Here is a 16,802-nt window from a genome sequence, read left to right on the forward strand (position 1 = left end):
CTGGACCGCGAAACCGGCCTGCACTACAACACCTTCCGCTACTACGACCCCGACATCGGCCGCTTCACCACCCCCGACCCGATCGGCTTGTCGGGCGGGATCAATCTGTACCAATATGCGCCTAACCCGGTGGGCTGGATTGATCCTTGGGGTTGGAGTTGTGTTCGTGTGCGGCATTACACCAACTCAAAGGGTTTGGCGGGAATCAAGGATAGTGGTGTGATTACTGCTAGAGATAACAACCGGGTTTACTTAGAACCAGCCCGTAAAAAGGCGCTGAACCAACAAGAAGCAGAAGACAAATACAAAATCTATGAGGGACGAGGTCGCCACTATATAGAGACGGATGTGCCAGCCGAGCGTTTAGAATGGATAAAAAATCCTAGTTATCACACTAAAGAGCTGACTGTTTTAGGAGACCTTAAACTTGAAAACCCAACTTTCAAAAAAAGAAAATAAGCTGCGCAAAGCAAACAAGAAAATAAAAATCTCTGGTAAATCTGCGCTCCGAATCCTGACCGAAGTCGAGTACATGATGATTTCTCTGCGAAATATTGCAATTCATTATTACGACAACGCTGACGATCCTGCGAGCGTAGACCCCGTAGCATATGCCCAAGAAGTAACCAGCTTTGTCGACGACCAAAAAGTAGTTGAAAGGCTATGTAGCATAAGACGCATGCTATCTAAGCGATTCGATCATACGCTTGGAACGGACGATATGGATGATACCGAGCGCGCCATGGAAGACTTGCCGTTCTGGCAAAAGCCGCAGAAGTAGCCGTCGGATCAGTGGTTTTTAGCTCGCATCGTGTATACGGCTGGGATGAGGTCAACAAATTGGCCTTCTTCTTCAAAGGTATTTCATTCGCAGCCGCAACTCGAGTCTGGAAATCAAAGAACCTTTAGTTAACCTTCAGACGCGGAGCCTAGGCGTCATTGCACTAATATTCCCAGGCTTTCATGCAGGCGCTTGTTCTGCGCAACGCAAAGACGTATTTTCGCCTACCGCTCACTCGGCCTCTCAAAATTCTTCGCCGCTTCCTTAGCCAAATCAGGCGGCAAGAAGTCCTTATCCGGGTTGTAATCCGCTTTCAAATACCGCGATAAATCCTGCAGATCTCCAGGATTCAACGTCCCAGCCGCCTGCTTCAAACGCAGGTTGTCGAGAATGTAGTCATACCGGGTGTTGTTGTAATCGCGCACTGACGCATACAGCTGACGTTGCGCGTCCAGCACGTCGACAATGTTTCGCGTGCCGACCTGATAGCCGATTTCCGTGGCTTCCAGTGCGCTTTGGTTGGAGATGATCGATTGCTTGCGCGCCTGAACCTGTTCGACGTCAGTGTTCACTGCGCGGTGCAGGTTGCGGGTGTTTTCGACCACTTGGCGACGCAGGCTTTCGCGCCGCTGCTCGCTCTGGCTCAAGCGCGAGTAGGCTTCACGCACCTGAGAGCTGGTGAGGCCGCCGCTGTAAATCGGGATGTTCAGCTGCACGCCGATGGTTCGCTGCTCGACGTTGCCGTGGTACGCCTGGCCGGTGAAGTTCGGATTGCTAAAGCCCAAAGCATCGTTGTCGCCTTTTTCCACCTGCGCGACGGCATCCAGCGTTGGCGCGTGGCCTGCCTTGCGCTGACGCAGGGTTTCTTCTGCCGCGCTGACCGCATAATTGCTGGCGAGCAGGTTGAGGTTCTGCTGGGCGGCAGTGTCGACCCAGGCTTTTGCATCGTTGGGCGTCGGCGTCAGCACCGGTAACGTGTGGACGATGCCTTCGATGGAGTTGTATTCGCGATTGGTCAGGGTCACCAGCGCTTGAAATGCGTCGTCCACCTGACGCTTGGCAACGATGCGGCTAGCGCGTGCGGTGTCATAACTGGCCTGGGCTTGCAAGACATCGGTCTTGTCCGACAGGCCCACATCGAAACGCTCTCTGGACTGATCCAGCTGGCGCTTGAACGCGGCCTCTTCGGCTTTGGTGGAAGCAAGATTGTCCTGGGCGCGCAGCACCGTGAAGTAATCCTGCGCGCTGTCCAGAATAAGATTTTGTTCGGTAGCTGAAAGCTCAAGTGCGGCCTGCTCGTTGACGTCCTTGGCGGCCTGCAACTGGAACCAGCGGTCAGCTCGGAAAATCGGCTGGCTCAGCGTTGCCCGGTAAACCGTTCCTGTGCGGTTGATCACCGCCGAAGGCTCATCGAGTTTAGTGCGAATGCTGCTCGAATCTGCTCCGCCGGTAATATTGGGCAGCAGGCCAGCGCGGGCTTGGGGCACAATTTCCTTGCGAGCATCGTAATCGGCGCGGGCAGCGGCCAGATCGGCGTTGTTATTGACCGCTTCCTGATAAACGCTGACCAATCCCGTCTTGGTCGGTAAAGGCAAATCCGCTGCTGCGGCCATTGCATTTGAAGCACACGACACGGCAATGGCCAGTGAAAGTTTGCGCAGCATGAGACATTCCCTAGTAGTTGTTGGCCCGGCGGACTCAGATGGCTTTGGCGCCGCGTAGCGAGTGTAGTTCCGCAGGATGCCGACAACAATCGGGTATATCAGCCATTTAACGAGCGTTTGAATTCCGTACTTGGCGTTTGACGGTTACGGCGACTAGACTGGCCGCGTTCTTGTCGGGGTGCCTTGCTTTGAGGCTGAGATCGGATAATCCGGATCCCGTTGAACCTGATCAGGTTAGCGCCTGCGTAGGGAACAAGATTTCTCGTCTCCCGGCGAGTCCTCTTGAGTGTCGTCCGGGGTCGATTGTTCACATGCTGAACACCGTCCGCTCGATCCTCAGCACTCTTTCAACGGGTGCATCCGTCCGTTCACATCAGGCTCAAGCTCCGACAAATCTATCCGCTGCTGGATGATGTCTGGAGAGCCCGTGATGAGTACAAAACTAAAAAACGCCAATCTGAGTGAGTCAGCCCAAGTCGATTCCGGCTCGGTTCAGCCGTTCACCCGTTCGCAGAAAATCTACGTGCAGGGGTCGCGTCCCGACATTCGCGTGCCGATGCGTGAAGTGCATCTTGACGTAACGCCCACGGACTTCGGCGGCGAGATCAACGCGCCGGTCACCGTTTACGACACCTCCGGCCCCTACACCGACCCCAGCGTCATCATCGACGTACGCAAAGGCCTGGCCGATGTGCGCTCGCCGTGGATCGATTCGCGCGACGACACCGAGCGCCTGACCGGTCTGACGTCCAACTTCGGTCAACAGCGCCTGAATGATCCCGAGCTGACCGCGTTGCGTTTCGCCCACGTCAACAACCCGCGTAGGGCCAAGGCCGGCGCCAACGTCAGCCAAATGCACTACGCGCGTCAGGGCATCATCACCGCCGAGATGGAATACGTCGCCATCCGGGAAAACATGAAGCTGCAGGAAGCCCGCGCTGCCGGTCTGCTCAACCAGCAACACGCCGGCCACAGCTTCGGTGCGAGCATCCCGAAAGAGATCACCGCCGAGTTCGTGCGCGAAGAAATCGCCCGTGGTCGCGCGATCATTCCGGCCAACATCAACCACGTTGAACTGGAGCCGATGATCATCGGCCGTAACTTCCTGGTGAAGATCAACGGCAACATCGGCAACAGCGCGCTGGGCTCTTCCATTGAGGAAGAGGTCGCCAAACTCACGTGGGGGATTCGTTGGGGTTCGGACACCGTCATGGACTTGTCCACCGGCAAGCACATCCATGAAACCCGCGAATGGATCATCCGCAATTCGCCAGTGCCCATCGGCACAGTACCGATCTATCAGGCGTTGGAAAAAGTCGGTGGCGCTGCGGAGGACCTCACCTGGGAGTTGTTCCGCGACACGTTGATCGAGCAAGCGGAGCAGGGCGTCGATTACTTCACCATCCACGCCGGTGTGCTGCTGCGCTACGTGCCGTTGACGGCCAAGCGCGTGACCGGGATTGTCAGCCGTGGTGGTTCGATCATGGCCAAGTGGTGCCTGGCGCATCACAAAGAGAACTTCCTCTACACCCATTTCGAAGACATCTGCGAAATCATGAAGGCTTATGACGTCAGCTTCTCGCTGGGCGATGGCCTGCGTCCGGGCTCCATTGCCGACGCCAACGATGAGGCGCAATTCGGCGAGCTGGAAACCCTGGGCGAGCTGACCAAGATCGCCTGGAAACACGACGTGCAATGCATGATCGAAGGCCCCGGCCATGTGCCGATGCAGCTGATCAAAGAGAACATGGACAAGCAGCTTGAGTGCTGCGACGAGGCGCCGTTCTACACCCTTGGCCCGCTGACCACTGATATCGCGCCTGGCTACGACCACATTACCTCGGGCATCGGTGCGGCGATGATCGGCTGGTTCGGCTGCGCCATGCTTTGCTACGTCACGCCCAAGGAACACTTGGGCCTGCCGAACAAGGATGACGTGAAGACCGGGATCATTACGTACAAGATCGCGGCCCATGCGGCGGACTTGGCGAAGGGGCATCCCGGCGCGCAGATCCGGGACAATGCGCTGAGCAAGGCGCGCTTTGAATTTCGCTGGGAGGACCAGTTCAATCTCGGTCTTGATCCCGACACCGCGCGCTCATACCACGATGAAACCCTGCCCAAAGATTCGGCCAAAGTGGCGCATTTCTGCTCTATGTGCGGGCCGAAGTTCTGCTCGATGAAGATCACTCAGGAAGTGCGCGAGTACGCCGCCAATCAGAAGATCGAGGCGTTGGATGTCTCGGTGCAAGAGGGTTTGCGCGAGCAGGCCGAGCGGTTCAAGCAGGAAGGTAGTCAGCTTTATAAAAAGATCTGACGCCGCCGATGACTGTAGGAGCGAATTTATTCGCGAGAGGCCAGTACAGCCGGCAGGAATAGGTTGTCTGGAACATTTCTCGCGAATGAATTCGCTCCTACAGGTTGATCGCGTGCAGACAGCTCACAACCCTGCGAGATAAAAACGTGAACACACCCAACACCTACTCCCCCGATATTCCCATCCCCGCCACCAACCGCGTCTTCGGCGCACGGGATCTGTTTTCCCTGTGGTTTTCCCTCGGCATTGGCCTCATGGTCCTGCAAACCGGGGCCTTGCTAGCGCCGGGTTTGGGCATGTCCGGTTCGATGCTGGCGATCTTCATCGGCACGCTGGTCGGCGTTCTGCTGCTGGCGGCCGTGGGTTTGATCGGCAGCGACACCGGTCTCTCATCCATGGCTGCGCTCAAGCTCAGCCTCGGCACCAAGGGCGCGACGTTGCCCGCGCTGCTCAACCTGCTGCAACTGGTGGGTTGGGGCTCGTTCGAAATCATCGTGATGCGCGATGCCGCCAGTCTGTTGGGCGCTCGCGTCTCTTCAGAAGGCAGCTTGATAGCCAATCCTTTGCTCTGGACGGTGGTATTCGGTGCGCTTGCCACGTTGCTAGCGGTCAGCGGCCCGCTGACATTCGTGCGGCAAGTGCTGCGCAAGTGGGGCATCTGGCTGTTGTTGGCTGCGTGCATCTGGCTGACTTGGAACCTGCTGAGCAAAACTGATCTGGCAGTGCTGTGGGCGCGCGCCGGTGACGGCTCGATGCCATTCGCCGTCGGCTTTGACATCGCGATCGCCATGCCGCTCTCATGGTTGCCGCTGATTGCCGATTACTCGCGCTTTGGCAAACGCGCAGCCGGTGTCTTCGGCGGGACCGCGCTGGGCTTTTTTATCGGTAATTTCTGGCTGATGAGCCTGGGCGTTGCGTACACGCTGGCGTTCGCGCCAAGTGGCGATGCCAATGCGCTTTTGCTGGCGCTGGCGGGTGCGGGGATGGGCATTCCGCTGCTGCTGATTTTGCTCGATGAGTCGGAGAACGCGTTTGCAGACATTCACTCGGCAGCGGTTTCGAGCGGGATTCTGGTGAAGGCCAAGGTTGAGCACATTGCATTGGCAATCGGTGTGATTTGCACCCTGATCGCCTGCTTTGCGCCACTTGCCCAGTACCAAAATTTCCTGCTGTTGATTGGCTCGGTGTTCGCGCCGCTGTTCGGCGTGGTGCTGGTAGATCACTTCATCCTGCGTCGTCGCGGCGACGTGGCGGTAACATTGAGTTTTCGCTGGATGACGCTATTGGCTTGGCTGGGCGGGATCAGTACGTATCACTTGTTGGCGAACCTCTATCCGGACATCGGTGCAACACTGCCAGCCATTATCGTGGCTGGCGTGCTGCAACTGATTTTGGGGAAGGCAATCAGCTCCGGCCGGGGAACAGTTCCGGTTTGATGATGCCGTTGAGCTGAGGGTAAGGAATCTTCAGCTCGATGTGGCCCATGGCGTAGGGGGCGATAGTCGTTACTGGGTACTTGAGTATCACCGCGCCGTAGGTCAGGGCAATGTTTGCGGTGCGCTTGAACGGCCAGCTCTGCACGAATGCCGGGTCTTCGTTCATCTTGCTGCTGATCAACCAGCTCTGGTGTGCGAGCTCGGCTTTTTGCCAGAAGGCAGATTCCTGGCCTGGCACCAGCATGTCTGCCAGGGTCAGCACCTTCTGCTGCGCACGCGAGTAGTTGATGAAGGCCCGGCCCGGATCGCCGTGGGCACCACCGGTATCGAGGTAGCTGGACAGCTCTATGACGACGATACCGTCATGCTGCTCGCGTACTTTGGCCTGCAAATAACTGCTGTTGCGTGCTTGCGCTTGACTCAGGTATTGCTCCTGGTAGGCCTTGAGCGTTGGCGGCACCGGGCCGTCGGAATCTGTGCGGGTCAGTTGCAGCAGCGTGCGCTGAACGATCGCATCGAGTTTGGGCTCATCAGGGAAGTGCACGGTGTCGATGTTCACCAGCGGGCAATCGGCGCTGGTGCAGCCCGGTTTTATCAGCTCGGAGGCGTCACGCTGAACGGTCAACGGACTGCGCAGATTGGGCTGGAACAAGCTTTGGCAGGCGCCCAGTATCAGGGCCACGCAAGCCAGTGAAATGATCTTCAGAAACGACATGTTGATCCTTGGCAATGGCAAAGAAAGCAGCTGCGTGAGGCAGCTGCAAGGTGCTTCGACTACAGACGGCGCCATCAGTTCGCCGCTTGCCCGATTAGAGATCTTTTCGCTCATCGTCGTCTACCCTGCTTGCCACAAATGCCGGGCCGGGGGCTGCATCCCTTGATCCAGCGCGTTAGGATGGGCTGAAGACATTGGTGGTCCCGCAGCGAGAATTTTATGACTGACACGACTAAATCGATGCCAACCCAACACGAGATCACCCAGCGCGAAAACTGCTTCAAGGGTTTTTATCAACTGGACAAGCTGCACCTGCGCCATGAGCTGTTCGCCGGCGGCATGAGCCCGGAAATCACCCGCGAGCTGTTCGTGCGCCACGATGCCGTGTGCGTGCTGCCTTACGACGCCAAGCGCGACGAAGTGGTGCTTCTGGAGCAGTTTCGCGTCGGCGCCGTCGGCAAGACGCCCAACCCGTGGCTGATCGAAATGGTCGCCGGCCTGATCGACAAAAAAGAGGAGCCCGAAGAGGTTGCTCACCGCGAGGGACAGGAGGAAGCTGGGCTTGTCTTCAGCGCGTTGTGGCCGATTACTCAATACTTTCCGTCGCCGGGTGGCAGCAATGAATTCGTTCATCTGTTCCTGGGCAAGTGCGAAAGCGAGGGTGCGGGGGGCTTGCACGGGCTGGTTGAAGAAGCCGAGGATATCCGTGTGTCGGTCTGGTCGTTCGAGGATGCATTTCAAGCTGTAAAAGACGGACGCATTGTTAATGCTGCAACTATTATCGCCATACAGTGGCTGGCTTTGAACCGCACTGAAATCAGGGGGCTGTGGACGTGAATCTTCTGCGCGATCGCTATCGTGTTGACCTTGCCGGGCTGCAAGCAGCCTGTGAGGCCAACTATGCGCGCTTGATGCGTTTGCTCCCGGACATGCGCAACACGCAACGGTCCCGCCGCGTGGCAGTCACGCAGGGTGATCAAATGCTCGGCGTGCTGGCAGTCGAAGTGATCCTCGATTGCCCGTATACCACCACGTTGCAAGTGCGCCAGGAACACAGCCTGCCGTGGCTTCCTGTGCCTAGGCTCGAAGTGCAGGTCTATCACGACGCCCGCATGGCCGAGGTCATCGGCGCCGAACACGCGCGGCGCTTTCAAGGCATCTACCCGTACCCCAATCCTGAAATGCACCAGCCCGACGAAAAGGCCCAGCTCAACCTGTTTTTAGGTGAATGGCTGAGCCACTGTCTGGCGTGTGGGCATGAGTTTGAGGCGGTGCGTTAATTGATCTGTTTGGCGCTGCCGTTCATACCTTCGATTTAAATGCGAACCACGCCACTTTTGTCTGTTTGCCGTCTTGCCGCTCTCGCACCATAATCCGGCCATAACCCGCTCAAGGAGATGGCCGTTGCCGAGCGCATCCTCACAATCTGCTTCTGTACTTGTGGTCCAGTTGACCGACAGCCATCTGTTCGGTGAAGCGGACGGCACGCTGATGGGCATGAATACTCGCGACAGCCTCATTGCCGCAGTGGAACAAGTGCTTGAGGAACAACCGCTGATTGATCTGGTGATTGCCAGCGGCGATCTTTCCCAGGACGGCACGGTCGAGTCCTATCAAGCCTTCCGTGATGCCACCGACCGCATCGCTGCTCCTAAGCGCTGGCTCCCCGGCAACCACGACGAGCTCCCCCAGATGGCATTGGCGGCGCAGCAAAGCGACTTTCTTGAGCCTATTGTCGATGTCGGCAATTGGCGCATTACGTTGCTCGATTCAGCCGTACCCGGCTCCGTGCCTGGTTATCTCGAAGATAAACAGCTGCAACTTCTGGCGCAGTCCTTGAGCGAGGCGCCTGAGCGTCATCATCTGGTCTGTCTGCACCATCATCCGGTGCCGATCGGCTGCGCCTGGATGGAGCCGATCGGTCTGAAAAACCCGGACGCGCTGTTTTCTGTGCTGGATCGGTTTCCTCAGGTTCGTGCGGTGCTGTGGGGGCATGTGCATCAGGAATTCGATCACTGGCGAGATGGCGTGCGATTAATGGCGTCACCTTCGACCTGCATCCAGTTCGCGCCAGTTAGCGACGATTTCAAGCTGGACAGCCGCGCTCCAGGTTATCGCTGGTTACGTCTGCATCGCGACGGGCAGCTCGAGACGGGTGTTTCCCGGCTGGCCGAGGGGGCCTTCGATGTTGACCTTGGCGGAGGCGGGTATTAACGGCGTTATCCAATCCTTTATCGCAGTCGCGGTCGTTGGAGCGAGGCTTGCCCGCGAAGCCGACGACACGGTGTGCCTGACACCCTACGGTCCCAGCTACGTGACCAGGTAGGAATGCCGCCCACTCGCTCCAACAGCCTAAAAATGAGCTACAGCCCACTTGTCCCTGTAAACTGCACGGCTTTGCCTGTGCCAGCCCGCGCTCATTGATGCGCGCAGCCCGAAATGACCGTGCCCGGAGGCGACCGCGTGAATCAAGATCAGCCGACTCTGCTTTATATACACGGGCTCAACAGCTCGGCCTTGTCGAAAAAAGCCACGCAGTTGACCGAGCTGATGCAGCACCTGGGGCTGATCGATCAGCTGCGTGTCCCTGAATTGCATCACCATCCTCGGCGGGCCATTGCTCAGTTGGAAAGTGCTATCAGCGACCTCGGTCGGCCGTTGCTGGTCGGCAGCTCGCTCGGCGGCTACTATGCGACTCATTTGGCGGAGCGCCACGGCCTAAAGGCTGTATTGATCAACCCGGCAGTCAACCCGCATCAGCTGTTCGACGGTTTTCTCGGTACTCAGGAAAACCTCTATACCGGCGAGCGCTGGGAGCTGACGCATGATCATGTGGATGCGCTGGCCGAACTCGAAGTGCCAGCCCCGCAGGACCCGCAACGAATTCAAGTATGGCTGCAGACAGCTGATGAGACGCTGGACTACCGCCGCGCGCAGACTTTCTACCGGGCATGCGCCTTGCGTATAGAAGCGGGCGGTGATCACAGCTTCCAGGGCTTCGCCGCCAAGATGCCGGCCTTGTTGAGTTTTGCAGGCTTTGCGCCCCAATTGCTGCAAACGATCGATCGCGCTGCACGGTGATGGGTCGCGCTAACAGATTGCACAGAGTCAATCCGAAATTTAATGAACGACTGATGACGAGACCCCATGGCCAATCCCAGCGCTAGCTCTTATAACGCAGACGCCATCGAAGTCCTCTCGGGCCTCGACCCCGTCCGCAAGCGGCCGGGCATGTACACCGACACCTCACGGCCAAACCACTTGGCCCAGGAAGTCATCGACAACAGCGTCGATGAGGCGCTGGCCGGACACGCCAAATCCGTGCAGGTCATCCTGCACGCCGACAACTCCCTTGAAGTAGCCGACGACGGTCGTGGGATGCCGGTGGACATTCACCCGGAAGAAGGCGTGTCGGGCGTCGAACTGATCCTCACCAAGCTTCACGCGGGTGGCAAGTTCTCCAACAAGAACTACCAGTTCTCAGGCGGCTTGCACGGCGTGGGGATCTCCGTGGTCAACGCGCTCTCCACCCAGGTGCGAGTGCGGGTCAAACGTGACGGCAACGAGTATGAAATGACCTTCGCCGATGGCTACAAGTCCACCGAGTTGGCAGTCATCGGCGCAGTCGGCAAACGCAACACCGGCACCAGCGTGTACTTCGCGCCGGACCCTAAATATTTCGACACCCCCAAATTCTCCGTCAGCCGCCTCAAGCATGTGCTCAAGGCCAAAGCCGTGCTCTGCCCGGGGTTGCTGGTCAGCTTTGAAGACAAGGCCAGCGGCGAGAAAGTCGAGTGGCACTACGAGGATGGCCTGCGCTCATACCTGCAGGACTCGGTCAGTGACTTCCTGCGCCTGCCGGATGAGCCTTTTTGCGGCGTTTTTGCCGGTAATAAAGAGGCGGTCGATTGGGCGCTGCTGTGGTTGCCCGAAGGTGGCGACAGCGTGCAGGAAAGCTACGTCAACCTGATCCCGACGGCGCAAGGCGGCACCCACGTCAACGGTCTGCGCCAAGGGCTGCTCGACGCGATGCGCGATTTCTGCGAATACCGCAATCTGCTGCCGCGCGGCGTGAAGCTGGCCCCCGAGGACGTCTGGGAACGTATTGCCTTCGTGCTGTCGATGAAGATGCAAGAGCCGCAGTTCTCCGGTCAGACCAAAGAGCGCCTGTCTTCCCGCGAAGCGGCGGCGTTTGTCTCAGGCGTCGTCAAGGATGCGTTCAGCCTGTGGCTCAACGCGAACTCTGATCTGGGCATGCAACTGGCAGAGCTGGCGATCAATAACGCCGGCCGTCGTCTGAAGGCCAGCAAAAAGGTTGAGCGCAAACGCATCACCCAAGGCCCAGCGTTGCCGGGCAAACTGGCGGACTGCGCGGGCCAGGACCCGATGCGCTCCGAGCTGTTTCTCGTGGAAGGTGATTCCGCCGGCGGTTCTGCCAAGCAGGCCCGCGATAAAGAATTCCAGGCCATCCTGCCGTTGCGCGGCAAGATCCTGAACACTTGGGAAGTGGATGGCGGCGAGGTGCTCGCCAGTCAGGAAGTCCACAACATTGCAGTCGCCATTGGTGTCGATCCTGGCTCGGCTGACATTGCCCAGTTGCGTTACGGCAAAATCTGCATCCTCGCCGACGCTGACTCAGACGGCCTGCACATCGCGACGCTGCTGTGTGCATTGTTCGTCCAGCATTTCCGGCCGTTGGTGGATGCTGGCCACGTCTACGTCGCCATGCCGCCGCTGTATCGCATCGACTTAGGCAAAGACATTTATTACGCCCTGGATGAAGCCGAGCGCGACGGTATTCTCGATCGTCTGATCGCCGAGAAAAAACGCGGCAAACCTCAGGTCACCCGATTCAAAGGGTTGGGCGAGATGAATCCGCCGCAACTTCGCGAAACCACGATGGACCCCAACACCCGTCGGTTGGTCCAGCTCACGCTGGATGACTTTGAAGCGACCTCGGAAATGATGGACATGCTGCTGGCCAAGAAGCGCGCCGGTGACCGCAAAAGCTGGCTTGAATCCAAAGGCAACCTGGCCGAGGTGCTGACTTGATGCGGGCCTGGCTTGCAGCGCTGCTGCTCATCTCAGCACCGGTTTTCGCGGCCCCGTTACCTGAATTGAAGTTGTTGTCCGAGCATCCGGTGGATGACATGGTCGGCGGCAACCTTTCGGGTCTGGCTTCATGCAATGGCGTGCTGTGGACGGTATCGGACCGCGACGACTCGATCCTGTACAGCCTGGACACCACCGAAACCGTCTGGAAGGCCAAGCAAACGCTGCTTGTCATTCCACCTGTTCCGGACAGCGGCCTGTCCACCGCCATGACGTCTTTGGCCAAGGCAGCATCGCTCATTCGTGGCGGCAGCCTGGATTTCGAAGGCGTCACCTGTGACGCGGCAGGCAACCGGTACCTGGTTAGCGAAGGCTATGCAACGGTCCTTAAAGTCCCTGTCGACGGTGCTCCGGTATGGCTTGATCTGCCAAAAAAAGTCGTCCAGGAAGCCCAGTCGGCCGGAATGCTGAGACATTTCAACGCCATCTTTGAAGGCATCGCCATCAATGCGGCGGGCGATCAGTTGTGGCTGGCGGCCGAGCGCGACAAGCGCGGGCTGCTGGCGGTGCATCAAGACCAAGGCACTTGGGATTGCAAAGGCAGCTGCATCTTGCGGGTTGAGTCGGGCAATGACGTGCTTCCTCCACAGGTAGGCGGGCAATCTTTACCGATAGATTTTGCTGACATCTCCCTCTTCAAAGGCAAGCTGTATGCACTGGAGCGAGCGGCATATCGTATTTGCCGCCGCAGCCTGGAGACCGGCAAAATCGAAGCCTGCTGGTCATTCGCCAAGGAAGCCTTGCTGCCCAACCGCCTATACGATCAGAAATTTGGTCTGACCGAAGCGCTGGTGGTGGATGAAAAGGGCGCCTGGGTCGGGATCGACAATAACTTCGGTATGCGCGCCGATGGTGAAAAACGTCCGATTGTCTGGCGTTTTGCAGCGCCTGAAGGTGGTTGGGGCGGTAAGCCTTGAGTCAGGCGCCTGCCGGCAAACGCGCTGGCCGCTTGATGTTGATAGTGGCCTGGGCCGCGGCGCTGTTTCTAGCGACGCGGTTTTTTGGCGATTGGGAGCAGCGTCAGGAAAACCCCAATACCGCCGTTGCCTCGCAGCACGGCGACGGCTATATCGAAGTGCAACTGGCCGCCAATCGTCAGGGTCACTTCGTGATGACCGGTCTCGTCAACACCCGCCCTGTGCAGTTCATGCTCGACACGGGCGCGACTGACGTAGCGATACCCGCCTCCGTGGCGGATCAATTGGGGCTTGGCCGTGGAGCGCGGGTTGATGTCAGCACCGCGAACGGGCGCAGCGAAGGTTTTCGGACCACGCTGGACCGCCTGCAGATTGGCGATATCGTCCTGAGCAATGTGCGCGCCCTGGTGGTGCCCGGTTTGGACGGCGAACAAGCGCTGCTGGGCATGAGCGCCATGAAACAACTCGAATTCACCCAGCGCGGCGGCACTATGCTGCTGCGTCAGAAGACAAAATGATGAGGCCCGCATGAGCGACTCCCTTGACCTCAGCCTGGATGGCGTAGAACGCCGATCACTGGCTGACTTCACCGAACAGGCCTACCTCAACTATTCCATGTACGTGATCATGGACCGCGCGCTGCCGCACATCGGCGACGGCTTGAAGCCGGTGCAACGACGCATCGTCTACGCTATGAGCGAACTGGGCCTGGACGCAGATTCCAAGCACAAGAAGTCCGCGCGTACGGTCGGTGACGTACTCGGCAAATTCCATCCTCACGGCGATTCGGCCTGCTATGAGGCGATGGTGCTGATGGCTCAGCCGTTCAGCTATCGCTACACGTTGGTCGATGGCCAAGGGAACTGGGGTGCGCCAGATGATCCCAAGTCATTTGCGGCCATGCGTTACACCGAAGCGCGCCTGTCGCGTTATTCCGAGGTATTGCTCAGTGAGCTGGGACAGGGCACTGCCGACTGGGTGCCTAACTTCGACGGTACGCTGGACGAACCTTCGGTACTCCCGGCACGTTTACCGAACATCCTGCTCAACGGCACCACCGGCATTGCCGTGGGCATGGCCACCGACGTACCGCCGCACAACCTGCGGGAAGTCGCTGCGGCGTGTGTGCATTTGCTCGATGAGCCCAAAGCGACCATCAGCGAGCTGTGCGAACACATCAAAGGGCCGGACTATCCGACCGAAGCGGAAATCATCACCCCCCGCGCCGACCTGCTGAAGATGTACGAAACCGGTAAGGGCTCGGTGCGCATGCGCGCTGTGTACCACGTCGAAGATGGCGACATCATCGTGACATCATTGCCGCATCAGGTCTCCGGCGCCAAGGTGCTGGAGCAGATCGCCGCCCTGATGCAAGCCAAGCCTTCCAAGGCGCCGCAGGTTGCCGACCTGCGCGATGAGTCCGACCACGAAAACCCCTGCCGTATCGTGATTATTCCGGTGAACAGCCGGGTCGATCACGAAGCGTTGATGCAGCACTTGTTCGCCAGTACTGACCTTGAGTCCAGCTACCGCGTCAACATCAACATCATCGGTCTGGACGGCAAGCCGCAGCTGAAGAACCTGCGAGCGCTGCTGGTGGAATGGCTGGAGTTCCGCGTGCGGACCGTGCGCCGTCGCCTCCAATTCCGTCTCGATAAAGTCGATCGTCGTCTGCACCTGTTGGACGGCTTGCTGATCGCCTACCTCAATCTGGATGAAGTGATCCACATCATCCGCACCGAGGAGCACCCGCGAGCCAAGCTGATCGAGCGCTTTGAACTGAGCGAAATCCAGGCCGATTACATTCTGGATACCCGTCTGCGTCAGTTGGCACGCCTCGAAGAAATGAAGCTGCGCAACGAGCAGGATGAACTGAACAAGGAGCGCGCCAAGCTGATGGCCTTGCTGGGCAGCGAAGCCAAGCTCAAGAAGCTGGTGCGCACCGAGCTGATCAAAGATGCTGAAACCTATGGCGATGATCGCCGTTCGCCGATCGTCGAGCGTGCTGAAGCCAAGGCCATGACCGAACATGACCTGCTGCCGAACGAGAAAGTCACGGTCGTGCTGTCGGAAAAAGGCTGGGTGCGCTCCGCCAAAGGTCACGATATTGACGGCACCGGGCTTTCCTACAAGGCCGGGGATGGTTTTCAGACCGCTGCGATGGGTCGCTCAAACCAGTTCGCTGTTTTTATAGACTCAACAGGGCGCAGTTATTCCCTGGCAGCCCACACCTTGCCATCGGCACGGGGCCAGGGCGAGCCGTTGAGCGGCAAGCTCCAGCCGCCGCCGGGTGCGACATTCGAATGCGTATTGTTGCCTGACGACGATGCGCTGTATGTCATCGCCTCTGACGCCGGTTACGGGTTCGTGGTCAAGGGTGAGGATCTGCAGGCCAAGAACAAAGCTGGCAAGGCGCTGTTGAGTCTTCCCAAAGGCGCCAAGGTCATCATGCCGCGTCCGGTTGCTGATCGTGAACAGAACTGGCTGGCTGCCGTGACCACGGAAGGTCGCTTGCTGGTGTTCAAAATCAGCGACCTGCCGCAGCTGGGTAAAGGCAAAGGCAACAAGATCATCGGCATCCCCGGCGAGCGGGTAGCGAGCCGTGAAGAATACGTGACAGGTTTGGCAGTCATTCCGGATGGCTCTACCTTGGTGCTCCAGGCGGGCAAGCGTACGCTGTCGCTCAAGCCAGACGATCTTGAACATTACAAGGGCGAGCGTGGACGCCGGGGCAATAAGTTGCCGCGCGGCTTCCAGCGCGTGGACGGTCTGTTGGTGGAAAGCGCTATTTAAGCAGTCGATTTAGGCGGTCGGTCTTCGTTCTGCCACGAAGATCGACGCATAATCGCTGGAGTCATAGCGCATATTCACGGATGATATGGCGTCTTGAGGTGCAGGCGTGGCTGAGTGCCTTCATGTTTTCTTGAGTCCTTAACATCGTGGTGTGCCTTGTGGCCGCCACCTGGATGGAATGATGAATTTCTTACGCGTTCCTGTTGTATTGCTGTTGACCGGCGTTCTAGGTTTGGCCGGGTGTAGCGTGCATCAACCCACTTCGCTGTATCAGCTTGATAGCGGCGCACCTGGGCAACCGAAACAAAACGGCGGGGTGGCAGTGTTGCTGGGCCCGGTTTCCGTTGCTGATTACTTGCAACGCGAGACATTACTGCAGCGTCAACCCGACGGCAGCCTGACGGCTTCCACCGATGGGCGCTGGGCCGGCAGTCTTTCCTCGGATATCGATCAATTGCTGCTTCGCCAATTGGCGTGGAAGCTCGATAGCCAGCGCGTCGTCATGGCGCCAGCGGCGGCGAACTTTACGCCTGACGTGCAAGTGGTGCTGTCGATCACTCGTCTGGACTCAGGCAAGGATCAACCGGCCATTCTAGACGCGCAGTGGCGTTTGCTTGATCGGCGCGGCACCGTCCGTGATACCAAGCTGATTCACCTCGAAGAGCCTCACGCGGGCAGTTCAGCTGCTCAGGTCAAGGCGCAAGGCCTGCTGTTGCAGCGTCTGGCGGATCAGCTGAGTGTTGCAGTCAGGCCGGTGGCCAGTCAGCCGCTGGTGGCTGAGGAGCCGAGAAAGTCCGCTCCAGCCAAGACCCGGACTGACCAGGATAAGCCGAAGATTCCGATGGCTTCGCCTATTCGGACTGATCTGGAAGTGTTCCGCTTCTAAGTTCAGCGCCCAACAAAAAGCCCGCAGCGATGCGGGCTTTTTTGTGGGTGCGATAACTGTCTCAGCTTTTGTGTGGGAGCGGACCTGTCCGCGAATGCGGCTTTTATGGACGATAGAAGAGTGATGACCGTACTCATCTCTTCGCGGACAGGTCCGCTCCCACAGGTCCGCCTCTCGGTCA

At 58.4% G+C, this 16,802-nt stretch carries 15 protein-coding genes and 1 riboswitch; of the genes, 13 read left to right on the forward strand and 2 right to left on the reverse strand.

Annotated features, from left to right (window positions below; translation table 11 throughout):
- Positions 1-459 (forward strand): RHS repeat-associated core domain-containing protein (locus ACWKWM_RS08035; RefSeq protein ID WP_483845641.1); only part of this gene is annotated, 459 nt, incomplete at its 5' end.
- Positions 428-781 carry a hypothetical protein gene (locus tag ACWKWM_RS08040; protein ID WP_483845642.1) on the forward strand — a complete coding sequence of 118 codons (354 nt, stop codon included), beginning with the start codon at positions 428-430 and terminating at the stop codon, positions 779-781. The genes ACWKWM_RS08035 and ACWKWM_RS08040, both read left to right, overlap by 32 nt.
- A gap of 224 nt (positions 782-1,005) precedes the next feature.
- On the opposite strand, the gene ACWKWM_RS08045 is transcribed toward ACWKWM_RS08040, so the two are convergent.
- Positions 1,006-2,445 (reverse strand): TolC family outer membrane protein, encoded by a 1,440-nt coding sequence (locus ACWKWM_RS08045; RefSeq protein ID WP_483845643.1) that lies wholly within the window; start codon positions 2,443-2,445, stop codon positions 1,006-1,008.
- Between the two features lie 164 nt (positions 2,446-2,609).
- Positions 2,610-2,714, forward strand: a riboswitch (TPP riboswitch).
- 161 nt (positions 2,715-2,875) lie between these two features.
- Between ACWKWM_RS08045 and thiC the strand changes: the two genes are divergently transcribed.
- A complete protein-coding gene (gene thiC, locus ACWKWM_RS08050; RefSeq protein WP_483845644.1) occupies positions 2,876-4,762 on the forward strand; it encodes a phosphomethylpyrimidine synthase ThiC in 1,887 nt (628 codons plus the stop codon).
- A 146-nt stretch (positions 4,763-4,908) separates the two neighbouring features.
- Positions 4,909-6,198: a putative hydroxymethylpyrimidine transporter CytX gene (gene cytX / locus ACWKWM_RS08055; protein WP_483845645.1), complete on the forward strand. Its 1,290-nt coding sequence runs from the start codon at positions 4,909-4,911 to the stop codon at positions 6,196-6,198.
- On the opposite strand, the gene ACWKWM_RS08060 is transcribed toward cytX, so the two are convergent.
- A complete protein-coding gene (locus ACWKWM_RS08060; protein ID WP_483845646.1) occupies positions 6,167-6,913 on the reverse strand; it encodes an RsiV family protein in 747 nt (248 codons plus the stop codon). The two genes, cytX and ACWKWM_RS08060, sit on opposite strands and share 32 nt — an antisense overlap.
- 219 nt (positions 6,914-7,132) lie before the next feature.
- On the opposite strand from ACWKWM_RS08060, the gene ACWKWM_RS08065 reads away from it, so the two are divergent.
- From ACWKWM_RS08065 to ACWKWM_RS08105, 9 genes are all read left to right on the forward strand, one after another.
- Entirely contained in the window at positions 7,133-7,750 is a 618-nt protein-coding gene (locus tag ACWKWM_RS08065; RefSeq protein WP_483845647.1) for an NUDIX domain-containing protein, read from the forward strand.
- Positions 7,741-8,193 (forward strand): DUF1249 domain-containing protein, encoded by a 453-nt coding sequence (locus ACWKWM_RS08070; protein WP_483845648.1) that lies wholly within the window; start codon positions 7,741-7,743, stop codon positions 8,191-8,193. The genes ACWKWM_RS08065 and ACWKWM_RS08070 overlap by 10 nt, the downstream gene beginning before the upstream one ends.
- A gap of 124 nt (positions 8,194-8,317) precedes the next feature.
- On the forward strand, positions 8,318-9,127 hold the full coding sequence (cpdA, locus tag ACWKWM_RS08075) for a 3',5'-cyclic-AMP phosphodiesterase (protein WP_483845649.1): 810 nt from the start codon (positions 8,318-8,320) through the stop codon (positions 9,125-9,127).
- A gap of 249 nt (positions 9,128-9,376) precedes the next feature.
- Complete coding sequence (locus ACWKWM_RS08080; protein WP_483845650.1) at positions 9,377-9,994, forward strand: YqiA/YcfP family alpha/beta fold hydrolase; 618 nt, start codon at positions 9,377-9,379, stop codon at positions 9,992-9,994.
- 66 nt (positions 9,995-10,060) lie between these two features.
- Positions 10,061-11,965: a DNA topoisomerase IV subunit B gene (parE, locus tag ACWKWM_RS08085; RefSeq protein WP_483845651.1), complete on the forward strand. Its 1,905-nt coding sequence runs from the start codon at positions 10,061-10,063 to the stop codon at positions 11,963-11,965.
- Positions 11,965-12,942: an esterase-like activity of phytase family protein gene (locus ACWKWM_RS08090; RefSeq protein WP_483845652.1), complete on the forward strand. Its 978-nt coding sequence runs from the start codon at positions 11,965-11,967 to the stop codon at positions 12,940-12,942. Before parE ends, ACWKWM_RS08090 begins: the two co-directional genes overlap by 1 nt.
- Before the next feature lie 35 nt (positions 12,943-12,977).
- Positions 12,978-13,460 carry a retropepsin-like aspartic protease family protein gene (locus tag ACWKWM_RS08095; protein WP_483845826.1) on the forward strand — a complete coding sequence of 161 codons (483 nt, stop codon included), beginning with the start codon at positions 12,978-12,980 and terminating at the stop codon, positions 13,458-13,460.
- 10 nt (positions 13,461-13,470) lie between these two features.
- Entirely contained in the window at positions 13,471-15,735 is a 2,265-nt protein-coding gene (gene parC / locus ACWKWM_RS08100; protein ID WP_483845653.1) for a DNA topoisomerase IV subunit A, read from the forward strand.
- A gap of 181 nt (positions 15,736-15,916) precedes the next feature.
- Positions 15,917-16,621, forward strand: a complete 705-nt coding sequence (locus tag ACWKWM_RS08105) for a PqiC family protein (RefSeq protein ID WP_483845654.1) — start codon at positions 15,917-15,919, stop codon at positions 16,619-16,621.
- Positions 16,622-16,802 lie beyond the last annotated feature (181 nt).

This window comes from Pseudomonas rosaeacicularis (assembly GCF_057128745.1).